General features: G+C 65.6%; 21 protein-coding genes and 2 pseudogenes. 11 read left to right on the top strand and 12 right to left on the bottom strand.

Features of this window, described 5'->3' with window-relative positions; genetic code table 11:
* The 8 genes and pseudogenes from AC3WRI_RS25525 to AC3WRI_RS25490 all read right to left on the bottom strand — a co-directional run.
* The coding region (locus AC3WRI_RS25525; protein ID WP_492294304.1) for a porin at window positions 1-1,037 on the bottom strand (1,037 nt) is incomplete at its 3' end.
* 55 nt (window positions 1,038-1,092) lie between these two features.
* Complete coding sequence (locus AC3WRI_RS25520) at window positions 1,093-1,485, bottom strand: 5-carboxymethyl-2-hydroxymuconate Delta-isomerase (RefSeq protein WP_011614610.1); 393 nt, start codon at window positions 1,483-1,485, stop codon at window positions 1,093-1,095.
* 36 nt (window positions 1,486-1,521) lie between these two features.
* Complete coding sequence (locus AC3WRI_RS25515; protein WP_492294302.1) at window positions 1,522-3,231, bottom strand: amidohydrolase; 1,710 nt, start codon at window positions 3,229-3,231, stop codon at window positions 1,522-1,524.
* A gap of 58 nt (window positions 3,232-3,289) precedes the next feature.
* On the bottom strand, window positions 3,290-4,270 hold the full coding sequence (locus AC3WRI_RS25510; RefSeq protein WP_439671286.1) for a tripartite tricarboxylate transporter substrate binding protein: 981 nt from the start codon (window positions 4,268-4,270) through the stop codon (window positions 3,290-3,292).
* A 46-nt stretch (window positions 4,271-4,316) separates the two neighbouring features.
* Entirely contained in the window at window positions 4,317-5,411 is a 1,095-nt protein-coding gene (locus tag AC3WRI_RS25505; protein WP_492294300.1) for a porin, read from the bottom strand.
* 482 nt (window positions 5,412-5,893) lie between these two features.
* Window positions 5,894-6,238 (bottom strand): annotated as a pseudogene (locus tag AC3WRI_RS25500) (alginate export family protein); the annotation flags it as partial.
* A 14-nt stretch (window positions 6,239-6,252) separates the two neighbouring features.
* The gene (ycaC, locus tag AC3WRI_RS25495) at window positions 6,253-6,879 is read right to left on the bottom strand and encodes an isochorismate family cysteine hydrolase YcaC (RefSeq protein ID WP_010811221.1); all 627 of its coding nucleotides are present in this window, start codon (window positions 6,877-6,879) and stop codon (window positions 6,253-6,255) included.
* 316 nt (window positions 6,880-7,195) lie between these two features.
* Window positions 7,196-8,251 (bottom strand): medium chain dehydrogenase/reductase family protein, encoded by a 1,056-nt coding sequence (locus tag AC3WRI_RS25490; protein WP_011614607.1) that lies wholly within the window; start codon window positions 8,249-8,251, stop codon window positions 7,196-7,198.
* A gap of 141 nt (window positions 8,252-8,392) precedes the next feature.
* Here AC3WRI_RS25490 and AC3WRI_RS25485 point away from each other — a divergent pair.
* The 3 genes and pseudogenes from AC3WRI_RS25485 to AC3WRI_RS25475 form a co-directional block, all read left to right on the top strand.
* Window positions 8,393-8,566 (top strand): annotated as a pseudogene (locus AC3WRI_RS25485) (integrase); the annotation flags it as partial.
* A gap of 386 nt (window positions 8,567-8,952) precedes the next feature.
* Window positions 8,953-10,251 (top strand): carboxylesterase/lipase family protein, encoded by a 1,299-nt coding sequence (locus AC3WRI_RS25480; protein WP_492294298.1) that lies wholly within the window; start codon window positions 8,953-8,955, stop codon window positions 10,249-10,251.
* A gap of 41 nt (window positions 10,252-10,292) precedes the next feature.
* A complete protein-coding gene (locus tag AC3WRI_RS25475; RefSeq protein ID WP_010811218.1) occupies window positions 10,293-10,874 on the top strand; it encodes an NAD(P)H-dependent oxidoreductase in 582 nt (193 codons plus the stop codon).
* A gap of 331 nt (window positions 10,875-11,205) precedes the next feature.
* Here AC3WRI_RS25475 and AC3WRI_RS25470 read toward each other — a convergent pair whose 3' ends face one another.
* Both AC3WRI_RS25470 and AC3WRI_RS25465 read right to left on the bottom strand, forming a co-directional pair.
* Entirely contained in the window at window positions 11,206-11,973 is a 768-nt protein-coding gene (locus AC3WRI_RS25470; RefSeq protein ID WP_492294296.1) for an HpcH/HpaI aldolase family protein, read from the bottom strand.
* A gap of 651 nt (window positions 11,974-12,624) precedes the next feature.
* On the bottom strand, window positions 12,625-14,133 hold the full coding sequence (locus AC3WRI_RS25465; RefSeq protein WP_052181670.1) for an efflux transporter outer membrane subunit: 1,509 nt from the start codon (window positions 14,131-14,133) through the stop codon (window positions 12,625-12,627).
* Window positions 14,134-14,234: 101 nt separating this feature from the next.
* Here AC3WRI_RS25465 and AC3WRI_RS25460 point away from each other — a divergent pair, with 101 nt between their 5' ends.
* The 3 genes from AC3WRI_RS25460 (at window position 14,235) to AC3WRI_RS25450 (ending at window position 19,241) form a co-directional block, all read left to right on the top strand.
* On the top strand, window positions 14,235-14,852 hold the full coding sequence (locus AC3WRI_RS25460) for a TetR/AcrR family transcriptional regulator (RefSeq protein ID WP_010811215.1): 618 nt from the start codon (window positions 14,235-14,237) through the stop codon (window positions 14,850-14,852).
* Window positions 14,853-14,955: 103 nt separating this feature from the next.
* Window positions 14,956-16,143, top strand: coding sequence for an efflux RND transporter periplasmic adaptor subunit (locus AC3WRI_RS25455; protein WP_011614603.1), 1,188 nt, complete (start codon window positions 14,956-14,958; stop codon window positions 16,141-16,143).
* The gene (locus AC3WRI_RS25450; RefSeq protein WP_492294294.1) at window positions 16,140-19,241 is read left to right on the top strand and encodes an efflux RND transporter permease subunit; all 3,102 of its coding nucleotides are present in this window, start codon (window positions 16,140-16,142) and stop codon (window positions 19,239-19,241) included. Before AC3WRI_RS25455 ends, AC3WRI_RS25450 begins: the two co-directional genes overlap by 4 nt.
* Before the next feature lie 186 nt (window positions 19,242-19,427).
* Here AC3WRI_RS25450 and sodB read toward each other — a convergent pair whose 3' ends face one another.
* Both sodB and xseA read right to left on the bottom strand, forming a co-directional pair.
* On the bottom strand, window positions 19,428-20,009 hold the full coding sequence (sodB, locus tag AC3WRI_RS25445) for a superoxide dismutase [Fe] (protein ID WP_010812260.1): 582 nt from the start codon (window positions 20,007-20,009) through the stop codon (window positions 19,428-19,430).
* Between the two features lie 211 nt (window positions 20,010-20,220).
* Window positions 20,221-21,606: an exodeoxyribonuclease VII large subunit gene (xseA, locus tag AC3WRI_RS25440; protein WP_041687163.1), complete on the bottom strand. Its 1,386-nt coding sequence runs from the start codon at window positions 21,604-21,606 to the stop codon at window positions 20,221-20,223.
* Window positions 21,607-22,678: 1,072 nt separating this feature from the next.
* Here xseA and AC3WRI_RS25435 point away from each other — a divergent pair.
* From AC3WRI_RS25435 to kdsB, 5 genes are all read left to right on the top strand, one after another.
* A complete protein-coding gene (locus tag AC3WRI_RS25435; protein WP_010812258.1) occupies window positions 22,679-23,299 on the top strand; it encodes a MotA/TolQ/ExbB proton channel family protein in 621 nt (206 codons plus the stop codon).
* Window positions 23,300-23,320: 21 nt separating this feature from the next.
* A complete protein-coding gene (locus tag AC3WRI_RS25430) occupies window positions 23,321-23,752 on the top strand; it encodes an ExbD/TolR family protein (RefSeq protein ID WP_010812257.1) in 432 nt (143 codons plus the stop codon).
* 150 nt (window positions 23,753-23,902) lie between these two features.
* Window positions 23,903-25,006: a tetraacyldisaccharide 4'-kinase gene (gene lpxK / locus AC3WRI_RS25425; RefSeq protein WP_010812256.1), complete on the top strand. Its 1,104-nt coding sequence runs from the start codon at window positions 23,903-23,905 to the stop codon at window positions 25,004-25,006.
* Window positions 24,987-25,193, top strand: coding sequence for a Trm112 family protein (locus AC3WRI_RS25420; RefSeq protein ID WP_439668562.1), 207 nt, complete (start codon window positions 24,987-24,989; stop codon window positions 25,191-25,193). Before lpxK ends, AC3WRI_RS25420 begins: the two co-directional genes overlap by 20 nt.
* 9 nt (window positions 25,194-25,202) lie before the next feature.
* Window positions 25,203-26,012, top strand: a complete 810-nt coding sequence (kdsB, locus tag AC3WRI_RS25415; RefSeq protein ID WP_010812254.1) for a 3-deoxy-manno-octulosonate cytidylyltransferase — start codon at window positions 25,203-25,205, stop codon at window positions 26,010-26,012.
* Window positions 26,013-26,327: the final 315 nt, after the last annotated feature.

Below are 26,327 nucleotides of genomic sequence, written 5' to 3'. Positions count from 1 at the left end.
GGATTGGACCCCGCCGCCCCGGCACTGACTGACTGGGCAAGCTGCCCACCGTTATCGATGAATCCAGCCGTGGCATAGACCGAAGTCCGCTTGGAAAAGGCATAGGCACCGCGCAGCGCATACAGCATGGCCTTGTTGGCGCTGTCATGGAACTTGAGGTAATAGACCTGCCCGGCCAGCGTGAAGGCCGGCGTGATGTCGTAGGCCATGCCGCCATACCAGAGCTCGCTGCGCGGCGTCGCGCTGCCTTCGTTGTCGCGGCGGATCACGCCCACGCCCAGCTTGGCGCGCGACAGCAGTACATAGCCGCTCAGCGACAGGCGGTCGTCGGTCAGCGACTTGTTGCCAAGCCCGCCGAATGCGCCGGGCCCGCCGCGCAGCGAGTCATAGGCAGCGGTGACGCCCCAGCCCTTGTGCTCATACCGGATCAGCGCCGACCATTCCCGGCAGGCAGACTTGCTGGCAGGGTTCTCGCCCGCGCAATTGGTGCCGGCCGGGCTGGGGCCGGCGTTGATCGCATCGCGCCCGAAGCTGTAGGTGGCACCGACGGTCAGCCCGCCGAAGGTGCCCTTGTAAGCCACCGCATTGTCGGCACGCGTATTCGGCAGGTAGCTGTCGAGCGACGCCGCGCCGTACACGTTGGGGCCGAGGATGTCCGAGTCCAGGTTGGCCCAGAACAGCATGGTGTACTGCCGCCCCAGCGACAGCTGGCCCCACTTGCCACTCAGCCCCACCAGCGCCTGCCGCCCGAACAGCCGTCCGCCCTGGTTGGCACCGCCGGTATCGGGGGCGAAGCCGGACTCCAGCACGAACACGCTCTTGAGCCCGCCGCCCAGATCCTCGGTGCCGCGCAGGCCCCAGCGCGACGGCACGGTGCCGGTGAGGGTCGGCATGCGCACCAGGCTGTCGCCGCCCGCGCCGACCTTGTTCACGTATTCCACGCCGGTATCGATCACGCCGTACATCGTCACGGACTGCGCCGCGGCCAGCGTCGGGCTAAGCGCAAGCAGCGCGGCCCCCATGGTTCCGATCTTCATTTGCTGTCTCCTCCGTGGGTCTTTCTTGTCGTTGTGGTGGTACGCGGCCGCCGCCCTATGCAGCCGTGGTGTTGTAGCGCTGATGGATGTTGTTGAGGCTCCGGTAGGCACCGGCAAACTCCCGCAGCTCCAGCGACAAGGCCAGGTAGCGGCGCCGGTATGGCTCGGCGAAATGCGCGGTCAAGGTATCGAACAAGGCGCTGACGGTACGGTCGAGCACGTCCTGCGAGCGCCCCCGCGCGACGGCCAGCGTCACGTGCACGAAGGCATCGTCGCTGCTGCCGTCGGCCATGCGGTAGGACTCCAGGCATAGCGCGCGCGCACGGATGCCGCCCACCGGAAACGCGCCGTCCTGCGCGATCAGGACCGCGCTCAGTCCGGCCAGCAAGGCATCGATGCGCACGACCGGCGCGAGGTTGTGGGTGTATTCGACGATCAGGTGCGGCATGGCGTATTCCCTCCTGTGCGCTTGCGGCGCCGATGGCTAGCGCGCCTTGCGCGCGGCAAAGCCGCCGTCGGCATGGACCACCTTGCCGTCGACCATCGTCAGCACCGAGCGGATGCGGTGGATGTCTTCAACGGGGACGGTCAGGTAGGGCTTGTCGAGCACCGCCAGGTCGGCCAGCTTGCCGGCCTCCAGCGTGCCGCGCGAGGCCTCGTCGAATGAAATCCACGCGGCATTGGCGGTGTACAGCCGCAGCGCCTCCAGCCGCGACAGCCGGAAGTCCTCCTTGCGCCTGACTTCCTTGCCGATCGAATAGCCGCCGACGTGGAACTCCAACGCGCGCCAGACGCCGGGGATGCCGATGCGCGTGGCATCCGTGCCGCCCGCCACCTTCAGCCCGTGCCGCAGGGCCAGGCGCACGGGCGGCGCGGCCTCGGCCACATGGTGGTCGTTGGCGTGGCCGATGGCGCCGGCCTCGAAGTACGGCCCCATCTGCACCGTGTAGGAAAGCCCAAGCGCCTTCATGCGCCGGAACGTCTCCGGCTTGCCGGTATTCAGGTGGGCCATGGCCCAGCGCAGCTTGCCCAGGTCATGGCGCTTGCCCACTTCCTCGAAGACATCGAGGATCGCGCTGGCGGCATCGTCGGTATAGGCATGGATCTCGACCGGATAGCCGCGGCTGGCGGCGAACGTTGCCACCTTGAGCAGTTCCTCGCGGTCCTTCGCCGACGGCTGGAAACCAGGTCCCATCTTCACGCCGTCGTCCATGCCGAACACCAGCATCTCGCCCGGGCCGAGGAAGCGCAGCTTGCCGTCGCCCAGGCGCGGCGGCAGGTAAGCCAGCGTATTGCGGAACCATTCGGCCTCGTTGCCAGCGACCACGGTCGGGATGCGGTAGCCGACCCGCAGCGACAGGCTGTCCTCGCGCCACAACGCGTACAGCGGATCGTAGGCGGGGCCCGGTCCCGCGGTGGGATCGATCAGCGCGGTGACTCCCAGGCTGTTGAGGCGGCTGAAAAAGGACTGCAGGCTGGCCTTGGCGTCGACCTGGCTCTGCGCCAGGATGCGGCCGAACAGCGCCGACAGCGGCCGGATCGCGCCGAAGATCCGGCCGGTGGGGCGCCCTTCGCTGTCGCGCTCCACGCGGATGCCCGGCGGCAGCGCATCCGGCTGGTCGAGCTTGAGCGCTTCGATCGCCCTGGCGTTGACCAGTGCATAGTCGTACAGGTACTGCACATAGGCCGGATTGTCAGGCAGCAGCGCGGTCAGCTCGGCAGGGGTCGGCGCGCGCTTCTCGGTGAACTGGTCGGGGTGCCAGGAACCTGTCACGGCCACCCATTTGCCGGGGCCACGCGACAGCGCGGTCTTGCGCAGCAGCTCCAGCCCCGCGGCCAGGCTGGTAGTCTCGCCTTCATACCAGTAAGTCTCGAAGGCATAGCTCTGGCCGCCGCGAATGGCGTGGATATGGGTGTCGATCAGGCCGGGGATGACCGTGCGCCCGCCCAGGTCGATCACCTCCGTGCGCGGGCCGGCCAGGCGCCGGATGTCCCGGCTGGTCCCCACCGCGGCAATGCGGTCGCCGCGGATGGCCAGGGCCTGCGCCACTGTGTCCGTGGCGTTCATGGTGAGTACCGTGCCATTGACCAGGATCCGGTCGGCATACGCGCCGGCTTGCGCCTGCGCTCCCGAAGCCGCCACCAGGCAGCCGACGGCCATGGCATGCGCCAGGGCCCGTGCAATGCAACGCATATCGATGTTTCCTTCGTGCAGGAGAGGTGGCGCCCGGCCCCCGGGCGCCGTGGCGGCGTTACTGGCCCGGCTGTGCGCCCGAGCGCTTGACGATGGGCTCGAGCTTGGCGATGTCGGCGGCGATCAGCTTGTCGAAGGCAGCCGGCGTCGAGGGCTTGGCCTCGGCGCCTTGCGCAATCAGCTTCTCCTTGGTCGCCGGCGCGCTGAGCGCTTGCTGCATCGCCGTGTTCAGGCGGGCGACGACATCCTTGGGCGTGCCCGCGGGCGCCAGCACGCCGAACCAGGCATCGAAGACATAGCCCGGCACGCCCGCTTCGGCGATGGTGGGCACGTCCGGCAGCGACGGCACCCGCGCCGCCGTGGCCACGCCCAGGATGCGCAGCTTGCCGTCCTTGACGAACTGCAGCGCAGTGATGGACGGCGCGAAGAACATGTCGACGCGCCCGCTCATCACATCGGTGATCGCCGCCGGCGCGCCCTTGTACGGGATATGCCGGGTCTGCACGCCCGCGGTCACGTTGAACAGCTCGCCGCTCAGGTGCGAAGAGCTGCCGCTGCCCGCCGAGCTGTAGGTGACGGAATCGGGCCTGGCGCGCGCAGCCGCCAGCAGGTCCTTGAGCGTGCGGTAGGGGCTGGAGGCGCTGACCACCAGCAGGTAGGGCATGGTCGCCACCGTGGAGATGCCCTTCAGGTCGCGGGCGGTGTCGTACGGCAGCTTGGGATAGAGCGTGGGATTGACCGCATGCCCGGCGGAGGTCAGCAGCAGCGTGTAGCCGTCCGCGGGCGCCTTGGCCACCACCGCGGTGCCGATGGTCCCACCCGCGCCGGGGCGGTTGTCCACCACGATCTGCATGTTCGAGCTGGTGCCGATCTCGGCGCTGACGATGCGTGCGAGCAGGTCGGTGGCGCTGCCGGCAGCAAACGGCACGATCATGCGGATCGGCTTGTCGGGATACGCTTCGGCTTGCGCCGCGCCGTGCAGCAGCGGCAGGCAGAGCGCCGTGGCAAGCGCCGCGCGCAGGATGTTCTGGAATTTCATTGGGGTACTCCTGGAATCGTGGGGGATGGCCTGACGTGCGCCGTGCTCAGAAGACGTGGCGCATGCCCAGCGCAACGGTCTGCGGATCGGCGCCGGCGGAAATGCCCAGCTCATTGATCGCAAAGTCGTAGGTGGCATTCTTCTTGTTGAAGATGCGGCTGTAGAAGCCAAACACCGAGGTGCGCTTGGACAGCGGGTACTCATAGCCCAGGGTGGCCTGGACCGCGCCGGTATCCGCTCCGCTGCGGAAGAAGCCGACAGTCTCGGTGGCGTTGCCACGGCCGTTGCCGGCCACGCCGACGCCGGCGCGCAGGCTGCCCGCCCATAGCTTCTGCACCACAGACGCGTAGTAGGCATCGCGCTTCAGGTCGCCGGTGGCGGTGCGGTAGTGCAGCCGCTCATAGATGGCCGAGACCTTGGTGGTCGGGAACTGGTACGACAGCCCGATCTTCATACCTTCGTCGTCGCGTCCCGCGGTCTGGTAGTTGTTGTGGCGCTCATAGGCCAACACGACATTGAGCGGGCCGTTGTCATAGGCCCCCGCGAACGACCACAGGCTCGGGTTGCGCGGCACCGTAATGCGCTCTTCGTTGATACCCCAGGTCACGCCGCCGCTGAAGCCGTTCCACTTCGGGCTGCGGTAATGGACACTGTTCTTCTGGCGGCGATCGAAGGAGCTGGTGTCCTGGACATTGTCGGAGGTCGGGGTCGAGCCATTGCCGATCAGCGCCATGTAGCCGGCCGTGGTCGGATAGAACGGATCGTAGGACGAGGTGGCTTCCAGGTAGGGCGTGGTCCAGTTGCCCATGAAAAAGCTGCCAGCTGAGCCGGCCAATCCAATGCGGGTGTTGCGGCTGGCCAGTTGTCCGCTGCCCGTATCCAATGAGATATTGCTCTCGATCTGCCAGATCGCCTTGAGGCTGCCATACAGCGATTCCTCGCCGCGCATGCCGAAGACCGAGCGGTTGTTGGTCAGCCGGCCGGTGCCGCCCAGCTTGGTGCCGTCGGAAGCCGTCGACGCATCGGAATACTCCATCGATGTATTCAGCCGGCCATAGAGCGTGACATTGCTCTGTGCGAAGGCGCCGGTGCAGCAGGCCGCAAGCGCCGCAAAGGCGGCACCCGCAAGGGGGTTCTTCATATTGTCTCCAGTGTCTTGCGCCTGTCCGAACCGATACGGGGATGCCTGCCCCGCCCTGTGCACGAAACCGCGGGCAACAACGACCCCTGCCCCATTTACGGCATCAGCATCTGGTGGATTCTTGGTGGCGCTCTTTTAGTGCGGCGGATTTACGCGACCATTCAGCGTGAGGTGATTCTAGAAATGGCGAATCACAGCGTCCATTCGCATTTTCTTTTCGTCACCATACCGATTTGTTATTGGAATACCGGGCCCGCGCCACGCCTTGCCAGTGCCGCAAAAGCCGACGCTGTCGGGCTTGAGCATAGGTACTTGGGGACGTGCCTGGTAGCGGGTGTGGCTGTACCACTGCGTTCCAGGCATAGGACGCTGGACGCCGGAAGCCGTGCGCTATGCCGCGCATTCCCAGGCGCGGCCGCAGGCAGCCATGACCGCTCGTCGCGCTCAATAGCTTGTGGATGTGTCGCATGGCACCCGCCGCATCAGAACGTATAGCCGAGCGCCAGGTAGAGAAAGCGCGTGTTGTGTCCGCCAACGGCCTTCAGCGTGCGGCTCTCATCCACATACACGGCGCCGCCATTGACCAGCACATGCCGGCTCGCCTGCCATGCAACATCCACAGAGAGCTGGCTGCTGCTGTACTGGCCGGAGCGGCCCGCGGTGCCGGGAACCGGGATGCCCGCCGAGGTGTAGACCGCGTCGTGCGTGGTTGCCCGCCAGATGAAGTCACAGGCGAAGGTCAGCTTGATGCCGGCCGCGGGAACCAGCGTCAGCGACGGCTGGATATCCAGCACGTTGGAGGCGCCGATCAGGCCGGCTTGATTGAAGTAGGCCTCTTGCGTTACTGGCCTGCCTTTACGGTCGTGTAGCTCGTGATCAGATTTCGATAATCAGGGATGTGATTCGAAAATAGCGTTCCAAGTCCCTCGATATCATTCCTCCAGTCGCGGTGCAGTTCGCAGGCGATACCAAACCACGTCATCAACTGTGCCCCAGCCTCTGCCATCCTGTTCCACGCCGAGTGGCGCGTTACTTCATTGAACGTACCCGATGCATCCGTGGCGACGAACACATCATAGCCTTCGGCCATCGCGGAAAGCGCTGGAAAGGCAACGCAGACCTCAGTGACCACGCCGGCAATTATCAACTGCTTCCTTCCCGTGGCCTTCACTGCTTTGACAAAGTCCTCGTTGTCCCACGCATTGATTTGTCCTGGCCGAGGAATGAAAGGTGCATCGGGAAAAATCTGCTTCAACTCCGGGACCAGTGGGCCATTTGGTCCATCCTCGAAACTGGTGGTCAGAACGGTGGGGAGCTTGAAATACTTGGCAAGGTCTGCAACGGCCAGAACATTGTTCTTGAACTTGTCTGGCTCGATATCGCGAACGAGGGAGAGAAGACCGGCCTGATGATCGACCAAGAGAACGGCTGCATCATTCTTGTCCAACCGCTTGTAGGGCTTGCTCATGGCAATCTCCTTTGTAGCAGGATTGAGCCAAATTCGGCACTTTCTGTGGGTGACGGCGACTCACCGCCGACTCCTATTCTTGTCGATCGAACCAGAATTTGAAAGCCGGGGCGGCCGTGGATCTTTCCTCCGACTAACGGGGTATGATCATTTGTCCGTAGAGACGGCATGAACGGTCGTTGAATCGACACCCAGTCGATGGCGGAGATGGGTCGCAAACGGAAGTCTGTGGTTGCGGCAGGCCAGCGTTACATGCTCGCCCTTTCCGCCTCAGTCAGGCCAATCCTGACTTGCGAGTTTTCGGGCTTGGCGTCGGTCACCCCATCAATGCCTCGTTGGTCATGAGCACGATTTTGCCGGCCACGCCTTTCTCACCGAGCAACTCGTGCGCAAGTTTTGCCTCGCTAAGAGAGAATTTCCGAGCAATCAGCGGCTTGATTCTCTCTTGTTGAAGTAGGTCCAGCAGAACAGTCAAGTCCTGCCGGAACAATGCCGGTTTCATCCGCTTGAGCCATTGAATGCTGTAGGGGACCACCCGCTTCCGGCCCGGGAGGAGCCAGCCTCCAACAATGCACACACCGAAAATCGCAAGTCGCTGGAAGCGGTTACGACGCCCCGAGCGACCTGATGCCAGGCGTCCCCCACGTAGCGAGGCAGTAAGGCCATAGGCTACGACTTTCCCGCGGGGATGGAGAGCGTCGCGGGAACGCCAGATGTTGCTGCCGCCGATCCCGTCGAAGACGACGTCTACGCCGTCACCCGTCAGGCGGCGTATCTCTTCCACGAAATCAAGCCTTTGATAGTCAATGGGTATGCCGCCCAGGCCAGAAACCGCCATCGCATCTTGCGATGAACAGGTCCCGTACATTTGCAGCCCGGCGAGGCGCCCAAGCTGCAATAGTGCCGAGCCAACTCCGCCCGCCGCACCGTGAATCAAGACCTGCTGACCCGGCTCGACTTTGGCGCAGCGATGCAACATCTGGTACGCAGTAACGTAGTTCAGTACGAGGCTGACAGCCTCGGCCACGTCCACTCCCGGAGGCACGGGAACCAGTTCGCGCTGAGCCAGACAGACGAACTCGGCGTATGCGCCGCTGATCGGCAAGGCTGCAATGATCTGACCGGGTTCAACCCCGGAGACCCCACTGCCTAGTTTGTCCACCATGCCGACCAGATCCCAACCGGGCGTAAAAGGCAGCGGGGGCGTTTCGGGGTGAAAGCCCTCGCGCATCATTAGGTCCGGTTGGCCCACACCGGCTGCCAGCACCCTCACCCGCACTTCGCCGACCTTGGGTTCGGGGCATTCCTCCTCCACTACGTGAAGCGCATCGGGCCCGCCGTAGTTGGTGACTATGATGCGCCTGTGTTTCATAGCGTTGGAGAGTATCCGTCTCGTACCACAACAACGTCGCAGATCGGCGACACTAGCGACAAAGCCTTGAGACTAGCGGCTCGTATGTACGCAGCCTCTGCATTAAAACTAGGTGCTATCTCGCCAGCGCGGTTGACCTAAGTCAACGGGGTTGGCCTTGACGATTCAGCCTACAGAATGCATTCCATCCGACGCACCAAAGAGCATCACTGATCTATCGACGGACCAAGAATCTGCGTGCCGTTCAATTGTTTGTCGGCCATACCACTTGAGAGCACAGCGCGCTATCTTGGAGTGAGGTGCGTGGCCGGATAGCGGTCGCTTGCCGGCCTAGTAACTGCCAGTTTCTGCCATCCAACAGGTGGCACCCAACGGCGGAAGCTCCTTCTAATGTGGCCACTCGCGCGACCGCCCTGAGTTCGTCCCCAAAGCGTACGCCGCCAATACCGTTGAGGCGGGCGACTTGCGTGGACAAGCAAGAATTCAGGGCAAGCCAGGCCAATTCTGTCCTAATGGGTTTTTCAAAACGGTGCGAAGCGCCGTTCCCGACCTTGAAACGGTCGGTGATCCGCAGCAATTGGAACGCGCCGATGTCGGAGCGGGGACATCCAGGACTCGCTTTCTCTTGATCCGGCGCAAAGCAGCCACGGCCCTTCATGACTATTCACTATCCAAGTGCCAACCTTTCGGGGGAGCCGGCCATGTACCCGATTGTCGAAACGCGTCTTGGCAAGGTGCGAGGCCTCCGCTGCGATGGCGTGTACGCGTTCAAGGGCATCCCATATGCTGGCCCACCGTTCGGCATGAACAGGCTGCGGCCGCCGCAATCCGCAGCACCCTGGCGTGGCGTGCGGGATGCGCTCTCGTTTGGGCCGAAATCGCCACAGATTGCGTACCCGCCCGGCATCGCGGAGGCACTCGGACAACTCGTTGGCGGCGGCGAGGATTGCCTCGGCGACGGTCTCGCCAATCTCGGACTACTTGACCAGATCGCCGCGCTCGAGTGGGTGCAGCAGAACATTGATGCATTTGGCGGGGACCCAGGTCAGGTCACTATTTTTGGGCAGTCGGCCGGCGGGATGAGCGTCGCAACCCTCCTTACCGTGCCACGCGCGCAAGGGTTGTTTCGGCGGGCAATCGTGGAAAGCGGAAACACACCCCGTGTCACTTCGGCCAACACGGCGAAACGCATTGGCCACAGGCTGGCGGCGCTCCTGAAGGTCGATCCCACCAGGGAGGCGATTGCCTCAACCACGCCCGCGCAGGTTCTGCAGGCACAGGCGCAATTGCGCGAGGAACTGACTGCCGATCCGGACCCGGCTTTCTGGGGGGAGGTTGCGCTTAGCAGCCTCCCGTGGGCGCCTACGGTCGATGGAGCAATTCTTCCTGCCCCCCCAATCGACGCCATTCGCGCGGGCGTGGCCGCGAACACAGCACTGTTGGTCGGTTCGAATACCAAGGAGACCCGGCTCTTCCTGGTCCCCAGCGGAGCCATAGATCGCATTACCGAGGCCTCCGTCCTGGCGCTGGTGGCCGCGTACGGCCTGTCGGCCGGAGGCCTGAGCGGCTACCGCGCAGCACATCCCACGGCCACCGCTGGTGAGCTGTTCTCGGAAATCCAGACGGATTGGTACTGGCGCATCCCTGCCGTTCGACTCGCAGACGCCCACGCGGCGAATGCCCGGATTTCGACGTACATGTATGAGTTCGCGTGGCGTTCGCCTCAGTTGGGAGGTCGTCTGGGCGCGGCGCATGGGGTGGAGATACCATTCATCTTCGATACTTTGGGCCCCGGAGCAGAGGCGCTGGTCGGCCCAACACCGCCACAGTCGCTCGCCGACGCGATGCACCGGGCCTGGGTTGCGTTCGCCGTCAACGGCGATTGCGGCTGGCCCACCTACGATCCGGTCCACAGGTCAACGATGCGCTTCGACACGCCGTCTGCCGTGGTAGACGACCCGTTGGCCGTGAGGCTTGCCCTCTGGCACGGCGTGCCTTAGTGCGTCGTACCGCTGGCCTTCCGAACAGCTCCACCCGCAACATGTCCAAGCGCATCGTGATCATCCAGGGGCATCCAGACCCATCGGGCCAGCGCTTGCTGCATGCGCTGGCGGACGCCTACGCTCAAGGCGCGACCACGGCAGGACACGGCGTACGGCGCATCGAGGTGGCGAAGCTCGACTTCCCGCTGCTTCGCACGCAGGCTGAGTTCGAGACTGGCACACTGCCTCCTGCATTGGAGCAGCCAAGGGAGGACATGCGCTGGGCGGAGCATTGGGTTTTCCTGTTTCCGCTATGGCACGGAACCATGCCGGCGCTATTCAAGGGTTTTCTCGAACACATCTTTCGGCCCGGATTTGCCATGGATTACAAGGAGAAAGGGTTCCCCAGACGACTGCTCGCCGGCCGCTCGGCACGCATCATCGTGACCATGGGAATGCCGGCGCTGCTGTATCGCTGGTACTTTGGCGCATACGGAGTCCGCGGCTTCGAGCGCAGTATGCTGAGTTTCGCCGGGATCAAGCCGATCCGCGAGAACCTGTATGGGCTTACCTTTGCCAACGAGAGGACACGTACCCGGTGGCTGGAAAACATGCGTGCACATGGTGCGCACGGGAACTGACCGGAACTCGGCAGACACATGCGCGCTCCTGGGCGGTTGCCGTCGTTGTGGTGGCTCCCTGCCACCGTCCGTTCATCGGCCAAACCGGCCCTTCGCCTTCGGGAGTCTGAATGGCTCAGAAGGGTCGGTGGCCTAAACCGCTCGCGCGGTAACCCTCCGGCCATCAAGAGACGGTCGCCGACCGAAGCCTAAGGGCTGTTGTGCGGCCATCACGGTCACTGATAACCCACGGCTGAGATGCCGAGTATGGCGGCTTCGCGAAGCGATGGGCGAGGACTCGCCGCTTAGGGAGGATTTGTTGATTGTGACGAACTTCTACCGACTGATGCCGTCAACGACTGATGCTAGCCCCCTTTGGAGCAGGGACCAGTCCATACCGATGACGACCGCGGTAGCCGCGTGCGATCATGGCATTTGCCAGGTCGGTAGTCGGCGCGACGCCGCCGAGCAAAACCCGGCTCTTTAGAATTGGGGTCTCAAGTTGTGCGATTACCGCTTGCACCTCGGGGAGATCCGTCCGGCCCCGGTATCCCATGCTGGTGGCAAGGTCCCCGGGACCGATGAAAACAAGGTCAAGTCCGGGCGTTGCGACAATGTCTTCAATATTGCCAATGGCATCGACGTGTTCAATCGTGCCAATGGCAAGCACCTCGCCATCTGCGCAATCCAGATATTCGCGCATGGTTAGACCCCATCGCGGCGGGGCATAGAACGGGCCCCAGAAGCGATCTCCTTCGGGCGGGTAGCGGACAGCCCGCACTGCCGCCTCTGCAGCGGCCCGGGTCGTCGTCATCGGAAAGCAGACTCCCAAAGCGCCGAGGTCAAGAGGGACCTTGGCCTGCCACGCATTGGTTGATGCAACCCGGACCAGCGGCACGAGCGGGGTGCCGGAAGTCGCGCAAATCATCGCGTGAGCAGTGCCGGCATCGATTGCGCCGTGCTCCATGTCGATGAGGACCCAATCGAGACCGGCATGAGCCATGATCTGGATGGTCTGAACCGAAGGTATGGTCGCGATGGCGCCAAGCGTTGCTTGGCCATTTCGCCACATCGATTTCAGCCGGTTGATTCCTTTGGCGGCAGGGACGGTAGTTGTCATGATGGCTCCTGGGCACGGGCGCCATCGTAGTCTATGTATCTCGTGCCGGCCTTGCCAAGGAGACCTGTTGGGTCAAAAGCTGATATAGAGGAAAGCTGCAGTTTCCGCGAAAGGGTGGCGTCGGATATGGGCCCGCAGATTCTGCCGTTCAGCGCGTTGCCTCGAACGCCTCTTTGGGGTCGCCTTCTGTCCTATGTGGATCGGTGCAGGACGAGCACTCGGCTGTGTTCAGCGTCGGGCCGTAGTCGGCCAATTTGAGTCAGTCATCCCAACATTTTGGGTGACCGCGTCGGCCGATTCACGGCCCTTCGCGAATTACCAAGCTTCGGCCGGTGTCGGGCCATGATGTGACATTCGTCCACGCCAGCGCGTCGAGCGTCCAAGCGTCGCTTCTCGCTTCCAGGCGGCCGTAGTGGGTGCGGCGAGTCAACCCGGTTCCTGAACCGGCACGCCCGTCAACTGTTGAGTCGCACGCCCGCTACAGACCACCCACAGTCGGCAGGAATGATGGCGCCGGTAACATAGGCTGCAGCCTCGAAGGCCGGAAACAAGCGTTTGCCTGATAAAGATAGTGAACCTCGGACGAGACAGTATGGCGCGAGTCATGTCATGCCGTGCCCTCAACACACGCGCAGGCCGGTCGCAGCCCGCCTACAGCACCGTACCCCCCGGCGCCGGCGGCACCGCAGCCGCCTGCCACCCCCCGCCCAAGGCCTTGAATGCCGCGATGGCCGCGCGGGCTGACTGCGCTTCGGCCTGCGCCTTCGCATCGGATGTCTTCAGCAGGTTCTCGTCGGCGAGCAGCACCTCGATCAGGCGGACAACGCCCTTCTCGTAGGCCGCGAACGACGAATTCCGCGCCTGCCGGAGCGCCTGTTCCCCACGTTCAAGGGCATTGGTCTGTTCCTCGCGCTTGACCAGCGCCGTGAAGGCATTCTCGACATCCTCCGACGCATGCAGCACGGCCAGTCGATAGCCCGCCAGCGCCTCGGCCTCCTGCCCCTTCGCTTGGTCGATCTGCGCCCCGATGCGCCCGAAGTCGAACAGTCGCCAGCGCAGCCCGGCCACGCCGGCAGCCTGGTTGGCACTGGCCGAGAACAGGTTGCCGCTGGCCACGGTCGTCGCGCTGCCCAGCAGCCCGCTGAGCGAGACCTTCGGGTAGTACTCGGCGATGGCCGCGCCGATGCGGGCATTCGACGCCGCCAGCCGGCGTTCCGCCACGATCAGGTCGGGGCGCCGCCGCAGCAAGTCGGCGGGCGTGCCGGTGGCTTCGATCCGCGGCGCGGCCGGGATCACCTTGATGTCGGCGAGTTCGGCGCGGTAGGTGCCCGGCTGGCTGCCGAGCAGCACGTCCATCGCGTTCAGCGCGGCGTCGAGTCCGGCTTCGAGTTCCGGAATGGTGGCCTCCACCTGCGCGAGGGCACCTTCCGCCTGCTGCACCTCCAGCGCGGCGGCCAGTCCCTTGGCGTAGAGCAGCCTGACGGTCGAGACCAGCTTCTGCTGCGTATCCACCTGCTGCCGCGCGATCGACAGCCGGGCCTGCAGGCCACGGATGGTCACGTAGGTGTCGGCGGCCTGTGCCGCCACCTCCACGCGGGTGGCAGCCAGCCCGGCCTCCGACGCCTGATACTCCGCCTGCGACGCCTCGCGCTCCCGCCGCAGGCCGCCGAAGATGTCGATCTCCCAACTTGCGGTGAGGTCGGCCTCGTACAGGCTGCCATGCCGGTCGAAGTTTGGCGTTGCATTCAGCACCCGGCCCAGCGGCGTCTCCAGGGACTGGTACTGCTTCGCGGCCTGGGCGCTGACGGCGCCCGAGGGCAGTAGCGCGGCCGTGGCGAAGCGCAGTCCGGCCCCGGCCTGCGTGACCCGGGCGGAGGCGACCGCCAGGTTGAGGTTCTGGTCGAGCGCCAGCCGCACGAAGCGCGTCAGTTGGGGGTCGCCAAACCCTTCCCACCAGACTTCGAGATCCGCCCGGGTGGCGGCCCGGCGCTGCTCCACGTCGCGTTGCCCGAGGAAGCGGTCGGCGGTGGGCACCTCGGGCTTGCGGTAGTCGGGGCCGACGGCACAGCCGGCGAGCGCCGCCAGAGCAGTCACGGCGGCAACGAGGCCGGACAGGTGAGTGAGCGATCGGGAACGGGAAGGGAGGCGTCGGGAATGCATGGGCTGCCGGAATAACATGGTCGAACTTTTTTCGTGACTTGTGACCATAATACAAACTGGTCACTCTTTGTCAATGACGATTCAACGTGTAAGCTCACGACATGACCGATACCCAACCCACCACTCCCCAGCCGCGCGGTCCCGTGGACCACGGCGTGCGCAACCAAATCGTGGAGGCGGCCACCGAGCACTTCAGCCTCTACGGATATGAAAAGACCACGGTGTCCGACCTGGCCAAGGCCATCGGATTCTCGAAGGCCTACGTCTACAAGTTCTTCGACTCTAAGCAGGCAATCGGCGAGGTCATCTGCTGCAACTGCCTCAACCAGATGCGGCAGGCCGTGGACGAGGCGGTGGCCGGCGCCGACTCGGCCTCCGAGCGGCTGCGACGCCTCTTCGGCACGCTGGCGGAGGCTGGCAGCCGGCTTTTCTTCCAGGACCGCAAGCTGTACGCCATTGCCGTGGTGGCCTGCGAGGAACAGTGGGCTTCGGCCCGCGCCTACGATGCCCATATGCAGCAACTGATCCTGCAGATCGTGCGCGAGGGGCGCGAGTCGGGTGAGTTCGAGCGCAAGACGCCGCTCGACGAAACGGCTCACGCCATCTACCTCGTGATGAAGCCCTACCTCGACCCGCTACAGCTCCAGCACAACCTTGACTTCGTCGAAGTGGCGCCGGCGCAGCTCAGCAGCCTGATCCTGCGCAGCCTGGCACCCTGATCCCTCCGAGTGTGCGCAGGTCCTCGGGCGCGAAAATGAGAGTGACCATTGACTAAATTGGTCACTGTTACTACAGTGAAGGCCATCTGTATGGAGGGCCCTCATGCTTCAGCGCCGATTTTCCGCATCCACCGTCACCCACGCCGCCACCAGTGCTCCTGCCTTCGCGGCCATGTGCCTCCTACCGCTCGCACTTGCGGCATGTAGCGGCAAGCCACAGCCCGATCCCCGCGTGCAAGCGCCACTGGTGAGGGTGGAAAATGTGCAGGACGCGTCAGCCGCCCGGCGCGCCTTCACCGGCATCGTCGCCGCACGGGTGCAGAGCGACCTGGGCTTCCGCGTGTCGGGCAAGGTGCTGGAGCGCCTGGTCGACACTGGCCAATCCGTGAAGCGCGGCCAGCCGCTAATGCGGCTCGACCCCGTCGACCTGAAGCTGGCAGCACGCGCGCGGCAGGAAGCCGTGGCCGCCGCCAAGGCGCGCGCCACGCAACTGGCGGCTGACGAGGAGCGCTACCGCGACCTCGTGGCGGCCGGGGCGGTATCGGCATCTGCCTATGACCAGATCAAGGCCTCCGCCGATTCGGCGCGGGCGCAGCTCAGGGCGGAAGAGGCACAGGCCGACGTGGCGCGCAACGCGTCCGACTACGCCGTGCTACTGGCCGATGCCGACGGCGTCGTGGTCGAGACCCTCGCCGAACCCGGGCAGGTCGTGAATGCCGGCCAGGTGGTGGCGCGGCTGGCCCGCGCCGGACAACGCGAGGCCATCATCCACCTGCCCGAAACCCTGCGCCCGCCGGTAGGCTCCACAGCCCGCGCGACGCTCTACGGCAAGGACGGCATGGCAGTCACCGCGACCCTGCGGCAGCTTTCCGACGCCGCCGACCGCCAGACCCGCACCTATGAGGCGCGCTACGTGCTTGGCGGCGCACTGACCGATGCGCCGCTCGGCGCCACCGTCACGCTGCAGGTGGCCGATCCACAGGAAGCGTCGCAATCCGGCCTGCAGGTTCCCATCGGCGCGCTCCACGATCCGGGCAAGGGCCCCGGCGTCTGGGTGCTCACCGGCACCCCGGCGCACGTGACGTGGCGGCCGGTCACCGTGCGCGCCATCAGCGACGATGCCGCGAAGGTCGAGGGCCAGATCCAGCCCGGCGACCGCGTGGTGGCGCTGGGGGCGCACCTGCTGAACGAAGGGCAGCAGGTCAGGTTGGCGTCGGAGGTGAAGGTGGCCGAAGCCGCCACCGATGGTAAAGGCCGCAACCCCGTCAACGGCGTGCGGGAGCAGCAATGAGTGGCTTCAATCTCTCGGCACTCGCCGTGCGCGAGCGTGCCGTCACCCTCTTCCTGATCATCCTCATCTCGGTCGCCGGCTTCGTCGCCTTCTTCCAACTCGGCCGCGCGGAGGACCCGCCATTCACCGTCAAGTCGATGATCTTCATCACGGCATGGCCCGGCGCGACGGCGCAGGAAATGCAGGACCAGGTCGCTGAAAAGCTGGAAAAGCGCATGCAGGAACTGCGCTACTACGACCGCACGGAAACCTACACGCGGCCCGGACTGGCGTTCACCACCGTCACGCTGCTCGACAGCACGCCGCCAAAGAAAGTCCCCGAGGAGTTCTACCAGGCCCGCAAGAAGCTCGGCGACGAGGCGCGTTCCCTGCCGGCCGGCGTCATCGGCCCGCTCATCAACGACGAATACTCCGACGTGACCTTCGGCCTCTTCGCGCTGAAGGCCAGGGGCGAGCCGCAGCGGCTGCTGGTACGCGAGGCGGAGACCATCCGCCAGCGCCTCCTGCATGTGGCCGGCGTGAAGAAGGTCAACATCATCGGCGAGCAGGCGGAGCGCATCTACTTGTCGTTCTCGCACGACCGGCTGGCCACGCTCGGCGTGACGCCGCAGGACATCTTCGCCGCGCTCAACAGCCAGAATGTGCTCACCCCCGCGGGTTCCATCGACACTGACGGGCCGCAGGTCTTCGTGCGGCTCGACGGCGCGTTCGACAAGCTGCAACGCATCCGCGACACCCCCGTGGTGGCACACGGCCGCACGCTGAAGCTGTCTGACATCGCCACCGTCGAACGCGGCTACCAGGACCCGGCCACCTTCGTCGTGCGCAACAAGGGCGAGCCGGCGCTGCTGCTCGGCATCGTGATGCGCGACGGTTGGAACGGCCTCGACCTCGGCAAGTCGCTCGAAGCGGAAGTAGCGAAGGTCAACGCCGAGCTGCCGCTGGGCATGGAACTGAGCAAGGTCACCGACCAGGCCGTCAACATCAAGTCGGCCGTCGAGGAGTTTATGGTCAAGTTCTTCGCCGCGCTGATCGTGGTGCTGGTGGTGAGCTTCGTCAGCATGGGCTGGCGGGTGGGTATCGTGGTCGCGGCGGCCGTGCCGCTGACGCTGGCCGCCGTCTTCGTGGTCATGGCCGCGACCGGAAAGAGCTTCGACCGCATCACGCTGGGCTCCCTGATATTGGCCCTCGGACTGCTGGTGGACGACGCCATCATCGCCATCGAAATGATGGTGGTGAAGATGGAGGAAGGGTATGGACGGATCGCGGCGTCGGCCTATGCCTGGAGCCATACAGCCGCGCCGATGCTGTCTGGCACGCTCGTCACCGCCGTGGGCTTCATGCCGAACGGCTTTGCAAAGTCTTCCGCAGGCGAGTACACCGGCAACCAGTTCTGGATCGTGGGGATCGCGTTGATCGCGTCGTGGATCGTCGCGGTCGTTTTCACGCCCTATCTCGGCGTGAAGCTGCTGCCCGAGATGACGAAGGTGGAAGGCGGCCATGGCGCCATCTACGCCACGCCGAACTACCAGCGCTTTCGTGGGCTGCTGGGGCGGGTCATCGGGCGGAAATGGCTCGTGGCGGCAATCGTCGTCGGACTGTTCGCCACGAGCGTGGTCGGCATGGGCGCCGTGCGCAAGCAGTTCTTCCCGACCTCTGACCGTCCCGAGGTGCTGGTGGAGGTGCAGATGCCCTATGGCACGTCCATCGAACAGACCAGCGCCGCGGCGGAGAAGGTGGAAGCGTGGCTCGACAAACAGCCAGAAGCGAAGATCGTGACGTCCTATATCGGCCAGGGGGCTCCGCGCTTCTACCTGGCGATGTCGCCGGAACTACCCGACCCGTCCTTCGCCAAGATCGTGGTGCGCACCGACAACCAGGAAGAACGCGACGTGCTCAAGGGCCGGCTCCGCCAGGCCATCGCCGAAGGCCTTTCGCCGGGCGCGCGGGTGCGCGTGACGCAACTGGTGTTCGGGCCCTACTCGCCCTTCCCGGTCGCGTTCCGCGTCATGGGCCCGGACCCCGACAAGCTGCGCGCCATCGCGGAGCAGGTAGAGGGCGTGATGGACGCCAGCCCGCTGATGCGCACCGTCAACACCGACTGGGGCCCGCGGGTGCCGGGGCTGCACTTTACGCTCCAGCAGGACCGGCTGCAGGCGGTCGGCCTGACCTCCCACGACGTGGCGCAGCAGCTTGAATTTCTGCTGACCGGCGTGCCGGTGACCGAGGTGCGCGAGGACATCCGCTCGGTGCAGGTGGTGGCGCGCGCCGCGGGCGACATCCGCCTCGACCCGGAGCGCATCGCCGGCTTCACGCTGATCGGCGCCAACGGCGGGCGCGTTCCCCTCTCGCAGGTCGGCACGGTGGACGTGCGCATGGAAGATCCCATCCTGCGCCGACGCGACCGCACGCCGACCATCACCGTGCGGGGCGACATTGCCGACAACCAGCAGCCGCCCGACGTATCGAAGGCCATCCTGGCGCAACTGCAGCCGGTCATCCAGAAGCTGCCCTCCGGCTACCGCATCGAGATGGCCGGTTCCATCGAGGAATCGGGCAAGGCGAACAAGGCGCTGGCGCCGCTGTTCCCCATCATGCTGGCGATCACGCTGCTGATCATCATGTTTCAGGTGCGGTCGATGGCGGGCATGGTCATGGTCATCCTGACGAGTCCGCTCGGCCTGATCGGCGTGGTCCCGACGCTACTGCTCTTCCACCAGCCGTTCGGCATCAATGCGCTCGTGGGGCTGGTGGCGCTGTCCGGCATCTTGATGCGGAACACGCTGATCCTGATCGGGCAAATCCAGGGCAACCTGAAGGAGGGACTGTCGCCGTACGACGCGGTGGTGGAAGCTACCGTGCAACGGGCCCGGCCGGTGCTACTGACGGCCGTGGCGGCCATCCTCGCCTTCATCCCGCTCACGCACTCGGTGTTCTGGGGCACGCTGGCCTATACGCTGATCGGGGGGACGCTCGCCGGCACGCTGTTGACGCTGGTGTTCCTGCCGGCGATGTATGCGATCTGGTTCCGGATCCGGCCGCCGGCGCAGGTGGCGGTGCAGGAGGCCCCCGTGGGCGAGGTGGCGGAGGTGGCGTAAGCGGCTTGCATTGCAAGCATGCGATGGGGCATCACTTGCGAAATTCGGATACCCAAAAAAAACAAGGCCCTCTGCTTATGGAGGGCCCTGCTCTGATTGCACTTTCTCGACTTTAGCGCGACAGCCAGCTTGGTTTTTCCAAACTATTGCGCCGCTTTCCAAACTAAATTGTCACGCTACAGCGGATCAGCCAGCGAAATTCTTGCCGGCGAAGTCCCAGTTCACGACATTCCAGAATGCCTCGACGTACTTCGGGCGGGCATTGCGGTAGTCGATGTAGTAGGCGTGTTCCCACACGTCGCAGGTCAGCAGCGCCTTGGCGTCGGTGGTCAGCGGGGTGGCGGCGTTGGAGGTCGAGACCAGGTCCAGCGAGCCGTCGGCCTTCTTGACCAGCCAGGCCCAACCCGAACCGAAGGTGCCCACGGCGGTCTTGGTGAACTCTTCCTTGAACTTGTCGAACGAGCCCCACTTGGCGTTGATGGCATCAGCCAGCGCGCCGGTCGGCTGGCCGCCGCCGTTGGGCTTCATCGAATCCCAGTAGAAGGTGTGGTTCCACACCTGGGCAGCGTTGTTGAAGATACCGCCCGACGACTTCTTGACGATCTCTTCCAGGGTCGAGTTCTCGAACTCGGTGCCCTTGATGAGGTTGTTCAGGTTGGTGACGTAGGTCTGGTGGTGCTTGTCATGATGGAACTCCAGCGTCTCCTTGGAGATATGCGGAGCCAGGGCATCATGCGCGTACGGCAGCGGGGGGAGCTTGTGTTCCATTGTTCTGTCTCTGTGGGTTGGGGTTGTGGGTCCGGAATTGGCGATTGTAGGGGACTTGCAATACCCGCGCAAACCGCGGGACAAAGCCCCCAGCTCCGATGTTAGTTTGTCCTGGCAGGGGTTTCCGGGGGGATTTCCGCCCGGCTTGCCTGAGCGTTTCGCGCCCGCCGCGGCATCGCGAATGGGAGGCGTTCCCGGGCCGCGCAGGCGCTCAGAAATCCGGCAGCTTGGCCTGCACGCCGGCAATCGCCAGGTCGGCCACGCCCTTGGCCAGGTGCGCTTCGACCACGCTGCCCGCGCGGATCTCGGCGGGCGAGCGCAGCGCGCGTCCGCGCTGGTCCAGCAGCACCGCATAGCCGCGTTCCAGCGTACGCTGCGGCGCCAGCAACTCAAGCGCGCCGGCGCTGCGCGCCAGGCGCTGGCCGGCGCGCTCGTGCTGGCGCACGGCGGCGGCCTGCAGGCGTTGCCACAGGCGGGCCACGTCGGCATGGGCGGCGCTGGCATCGGGACGGCACGCGCTCCAGCGCATCGCCAGCAATTGCTGGCGGTGGCGCTGCGACACCACCGTGTCGCGCAATGCCGAGCGCAAGTGTCGCGCCAGATTGTCGACGCGCGCGCGCCGCTCCTGCAGCTGCGCCTGCGGGCTGCGCACTCGCCGCGCCAGCCAGTCCAGGTGCTGCGCGCGCAGGTCCAGCCCGCGCCGCATGCACTGCGTGAGCGCGTCGCGCGCACGCATCGCCTGTGCCAGCAGGTGCGCGCGATCCGGGCTGACCAGCTCGGCCGCGCCGGTCGGCGTGGGCGCACGCACATCGGCGACAAAGTCGGCGATGGTGAAGTCGGTTTCGTGGCCCACTCCGGAGATGACCGGCAGCGCGCAGCGCGCAATCGCCTGCGCCACCACCTCTTCGTTGAACGACCACAGGTCTTCGATGCTGCCCCCGCCGCGGCACAGGATCAGCACGTCGCACTCGCGCCGCGCGCTGGCCGCATCGAGCATGTCGGCGATCTTCTGCGCCGCGCCCGCGCCCTGCACCGGTACCGGATAGACCAGCACCGGCACATGCGGCGCGCGCCGGCGCAAGGTGGTCAGCACATCGCGCAGCGCCGCCGCCTGCAGCGAGGTGACCACGCCGATGGTGCGAGGATGCGCCGGCACCGGGCGCTTGCGCTCCGGCGCGAACAGCCCCGCCTGCGCCAGCTTTTCCTTCAGGCGCAGGAAGGCTTCGTACAGGTTGCCCAGCCCGGCCCGGCGCATTGCCTCCACGCCCAACTGCACCTCGCCGCGCGCCTCATACATGGTGACCACGGCGCGCACCTCCACCGCTTCGCCCTCGCGCGGCTGGAAGTCGACATGCTGGTTGCGCCCGCGGAACATCACGCAGCGGATCTGCGCGCGTGCATCCTTGAGCGAGAAATACCAATGCCCGCTGGCGGCGCGCGTGAAATTGGAAATCTCGCCGCGCACCCAGGCCAGCGGAAAACTGCGTTCAAGCAGCCTGGCGATTGTGTGGTTCAGCTCACCGACAGGGATGACATCGCGGCCGCTGCGCGGCGCGGTGGAGGAAGGGTCACGCGAAAAATTCGGCAAGTCTGGCATGGCGCACTGGTGGCAAGCGGCGTGAATGGGACATGTCCACAGCATAACCTCTATGTCAAGGGGGTAGCGCTGATGCCGGCGGCCTCCCCCGAAAGGCGCATGGGTTCGTGCAACCCTTTGATTCTTATGAGCTTTACGCGTAAAACAAAAATTAGGCAATATAACCAATTCTCTTTTGCATCAATCACTTACAAAGTGCCCGGCAGGCTTGTTCACAAAGTTATCCACAGCTTCTCTGGATAAAACGGGCCGCAAACCACACTTTTCCAGCACAAGTGGCCCCAACCCCGCTTGCGGTCCCATGGAAAGCGACCAACGCGGCGCGTGGCGTATCGCAGCGTTGCCGGCCGTCCGCGGCGCAGCGTCCATGCTGCATTTGCACAATTTCTGAGCAGGACCCTGTGAGGCTATAAAAATCAATGGGTTAACCGGCTTCTCCCGGATTTGTCCACAGGCCGTCCACAGTGCTCTCCCTGCGGAATGTGGAAAAATCCGGTTTTTGTCCTGCCTGCCGCCACATCGACCGCGCGCTGCACTGATACACCCCTTTGCCTGTTTTTTAAGCAATCCATGGTGCCACCTTATAAATCAACGACTTAGATGACCTCTCAGGCAGCTTTCCACAAGCGCTCCACAATCCTGTCCCGGCGCTGTGTGGAAAGCCGCACCGCAAGGTGCGCCAGCACACCGACGCGCCTCCTCAGGTTGTGGAGAGCGGTGCCTGGCTGCGTGCACCATGCGCCGCAGGGCTTGCGGCGGGCATTTGCACAAAATTTAGGCAGGAACATCTTTGCCCTTATGGATCAATGTGTTAGCACGCTTGTCAGGCGGCTTTCCACAATCGATCCACAACACTGTCCCGCTTTGCTGTGGAAATGGACCGGCACGAGCGATGCGTGGCCGAGACAGCGCCGGGTGCCGTCTTGCCGTGCGACAGGGCGCAGGTTAGAGTGGCGCCTGATTTTTCAGAGCAATGCCGGAGCGCGCGCCGCCAGCGGCCAGACGCGCATCAAGGCATGCCGTCCAGGTGGTTTGGGGTTTTGTTATTCGGTTGTCGATCCCGGGGGTCCAATTGTTTTCCATCATTCAAGCGGCCGGCTGGCCGATCTGGCCGCTGTTGCTCGCCTCGGTCATCGCGCTGGCGCTGATCGTCGAACGTTTTCTTACCCTCAAGCGCAGCAGGGTCCTGCCCGCCAGGCTCTATGAAGAGGCGCTGGCGGCCGCGCAGCAGCGCCGCGCCACGCCGGAAGTGGTCAACACGCTTGAGCAGAACTCGCCGCTGGGCCGGGTGCTGGCCGCCGGGCTGCGCCACGTGGTGCTGCAGCCGCACACCTCGCGCGATGCCGCCAAGGACGTGGTGGAGGAAGCCGGCCGCGTGGTCGCGCATGAGCTCGAGCGCTACCTGAACGCACTCGGCACGATCGCCTCGGTGGCGCCGCTGATGGGCCTGCTGGGCACGGTGATCGGCATGATCGAGATCTTCGGCAGCCAGGGCGGCACCGGCGCCAGCCCTGAACAGCTGGCGCACGGCATCTCGGTGGCGCTGTACAACACCGCCTTCGGCCTGATCGTGGCAATCCCGGCGCTGATCTTCTGGCGCTACTTCCGCCGGCGCGTGGATGACTACGTGGCCGAGCTGGAATTCCGCGCCACGTCGTTCCTCGACGCGATCCTGCCGCAGCGCCGCGCCTGATCGCCGAACGGAACGAACGCCATGCACTTCCGTTCCCGCCAGCGGCGCGAAGAGCCAGAGATCAACCTGATCCCGCTGATCGACGTGCTGCTCGTGATCCTGATCTTCCTGATGATCACGACCACCTACTCGCGCTTTACCGAGCTGCAGATCCAGCTGCCCACCGCCGACGCCGAGCGCGCCCAGCAGCGGCCGCAGGAGATCGTGGTGTCGGTGTCATCGCGCGGGGTCTACTCCGTCAACAGGCAGGTGATGGAGCAGAAGGACGTCACCAGCCTGGCCGACCAGTTGCGCGCCGCCTCGGGCACCAGTGCCGGCGGCCAGCCGCCGGTGGTGATCGTCAATGCCGACGCGCAGGCCAGCCACCAGGCCGTGATCAACGTGATGGAGGCCGCGCGGCTGGCCGGGCTGTCGCGCCTGACCTTCGCCACGCAGAGCGCGCAGCCGCGCTGACCCCGGGCGCCGTGGCGCATGCGGCCGGCGGGCTTGCCGCATGCGCTGTGCAATGCCCATAATGGTTGAGCCGCCTGCGCCCCCAGGGAGCGAAGCCGCGGGCGCACTACAATCCCATCCCAACCACCGACTCCACCGCCCGCCGCGCCCATGCCCGTTCCCCGACATGCCCTTGCCGACTTCGTGACCGCCCAGTGGCAACGCCGCGGCTGGTTCGCGTGGGCGATGCTGCCGTTCTCGCTGCTGTTCGGGCTGATCGCGCGGGTGCGCCGCCATGGCTACCAGCGCGGCTGGTTCAAGTCGACGCGGCTGCCGATGCCGGTGGTGGTGGTCGGCAACGTGACCGTGGGCGGCACCGGCAAAACGCCGGCGGTGATCGCGCTGGCACAAGCGCTGACCGAGGCGGGACTGCGCCCCGGCGTGGTGTCGCGCGGCTACGGCGTGGAACTCAAGCACCCGCGCCGCGTGAAGCCGACATCAAAGGCGTCCGACGTAGGCGATGAGCCGCTCCTGATTGCGCGCGCCACCGACGTGCCGGTCTGGGTCTTCCCCGACCGCGCGCTGTGCGCGCAGACCATGCTGGTATCGCACCCGGGCGTCAATGTGCTGCTGCTCGACGATGGCCTGCAGCACTACAAGCTACAGCGCGACTTCGAGATCGTGATGTTCGACTCGCGCATGGGCGGCAACGGCCTGCTGCTGCCGGCCGGCCCGCTGCGCGAGCCGCTTTCGCGCCCGCGCGACGCGACCCTGATCAACGACCCCAACTTCCGCGCCACGCCCGACCGCCCCGGCATGTACGGCATGCGGCTGGAGCTGGACGATGCCTGGCAGCTGGCCGACCCCACCATGGCGCGGCCGGTCAGCGCCTTTGCCGGCCGGCGCGTGCTGGCCGCGGCCGGCATCGGCAACCCCGAGCGCTTCTTCGCCAGCCTGCGCGGCGCGGGCCTGACACCGAAGACGCTGCCGCTGCCGGACCACTATGACTTTGTCGCCGACCCGTTCGTCGACCATCCCGACGCGCTCGACGCCGACGTGATCCTGATCACCGAGAAGGATGCCGTAAAATGCGAGCGCTTCGACGACCCCCGCATCTGGGTCGTCCCCACCAGGCCCGTGATCGATGCCGGCCTGATCGAAAAAATCCGCCGCGCCGTGCTGGCGCAAATCAAACCCGCGCCGACCGCGCCGGCAACCACGCCCGGCGCCGCAGGGCGCAACGAGGAACACCGAGATGGACAACCGGCTGCTTGAAATCCTGGTCTGCCCGCTGTGCAAGGGCAAGCTGGAATACGACCGCGCCGCGCAGGAGCTGATCTGCCACGCCGACAAGCTGGCGTACCCGATCCGCGACGGCATCCCCGTGATGCTGGCCGACGAGGCCCGCCAGTCGGTGCCGGGCCGCGCGGTCAACCCGGACGCCCCTGCCTCCGGCAACTGAGTGCGCGCCATGACCGTCCCGGCGTTCACTGTTGTCATTCCCGCGCGGCTCGCTTCGACGCGCCTGCCTGACAAGCCCCTGGCCGATATCGGCGGGCGTCCGATGATCGTGCGCGTGGCCGAACGCGCGCATGCGTCGTCGGCGCAGCGCACCGTGGTCGCCACCGATGCGCCCGCGGTGGCGCAGGCCTGCGCCGCGCACGGCATCGAAGCCGTGCTGACCCGCGCCGACCACCCTTCCGGCACCGACCGCCTGTCTGAAGTGGCCGCCCAGCTGGGGCTGGCCGACGACGCCATCGTGGTCAATGTGCAGGGCGACGAGCCGCTGATCGAACCGTCGCTGATCGACGAGGTGGCGCTGCACCTGGCGCACCACGCCGACTGCGCCATCGCCACCGCGGCGCATCCGCTGCAGGACATCGCCGAAGTCTTCAATCCCAATGTGGTCAAGGTGGTATGCGACGCCGCCGGCCGCGCACTGTACTTCTCGCGCGCACCGATCCCGTGGGCGCGCGATGCCTGGTCGGGCGTGCCGGCCGTGCCCGCGGCGCTGGCACAGGTGCCGCTGCCCGGCATGCCGGTGCTGCGCCATATCGGGCTGTACGCCTATCGGGCGGGCTTCCTGCGCCGCTTCCCGACGCTGGCGGCGGCGCCGCTGGAGCAGACCGAGGCGCTGGAGCAACTGCGCGCCATGTGGCATGGCGAGCGCATTGCGGTGCTGCAGACCAGCGCCGCGCCGGCCCCCGGGGTCGACACCCCGGCCGACCTGGAACGGGTGCGCGCGCTGTGGGCGCAGTCGATGGCCCAAGAAGGGCCCTGACCAAACCGCCGGAAAGTGACCCGCGCGGGCGCCTGCCCGCTCAGGTTCATACAGCTGCAACCTGAACCAGGGGGCGGATTTCGGGCCGATTTGGCGCCGCCTCATGGCATAATGCTTGCCGATACAGAGCCGCCCGGCCGGCATGCGCAAGCGTGCCGCCGGCCAAGGCTCGGTGGGGAGATAAAGATAGAGCCCGTCCGGTTTGCCGCGCCGCCATCCCCCTGGCAGCCGCCGCCGGCCGTATGCGTGGGTACGCCTGAGCAGTGCCCGCGCTGAACGCAGTCAGAACGCATCAGGACCGCAGTAAGTCCTGCG

The organism is Cupriavidus sp. FW305-27, from assembly GCF_058787995.1.
Note: the sequence above shows the minus strand (reverse complement) of the source record. Positions and strands in the feature narration are given on the sequence as shown.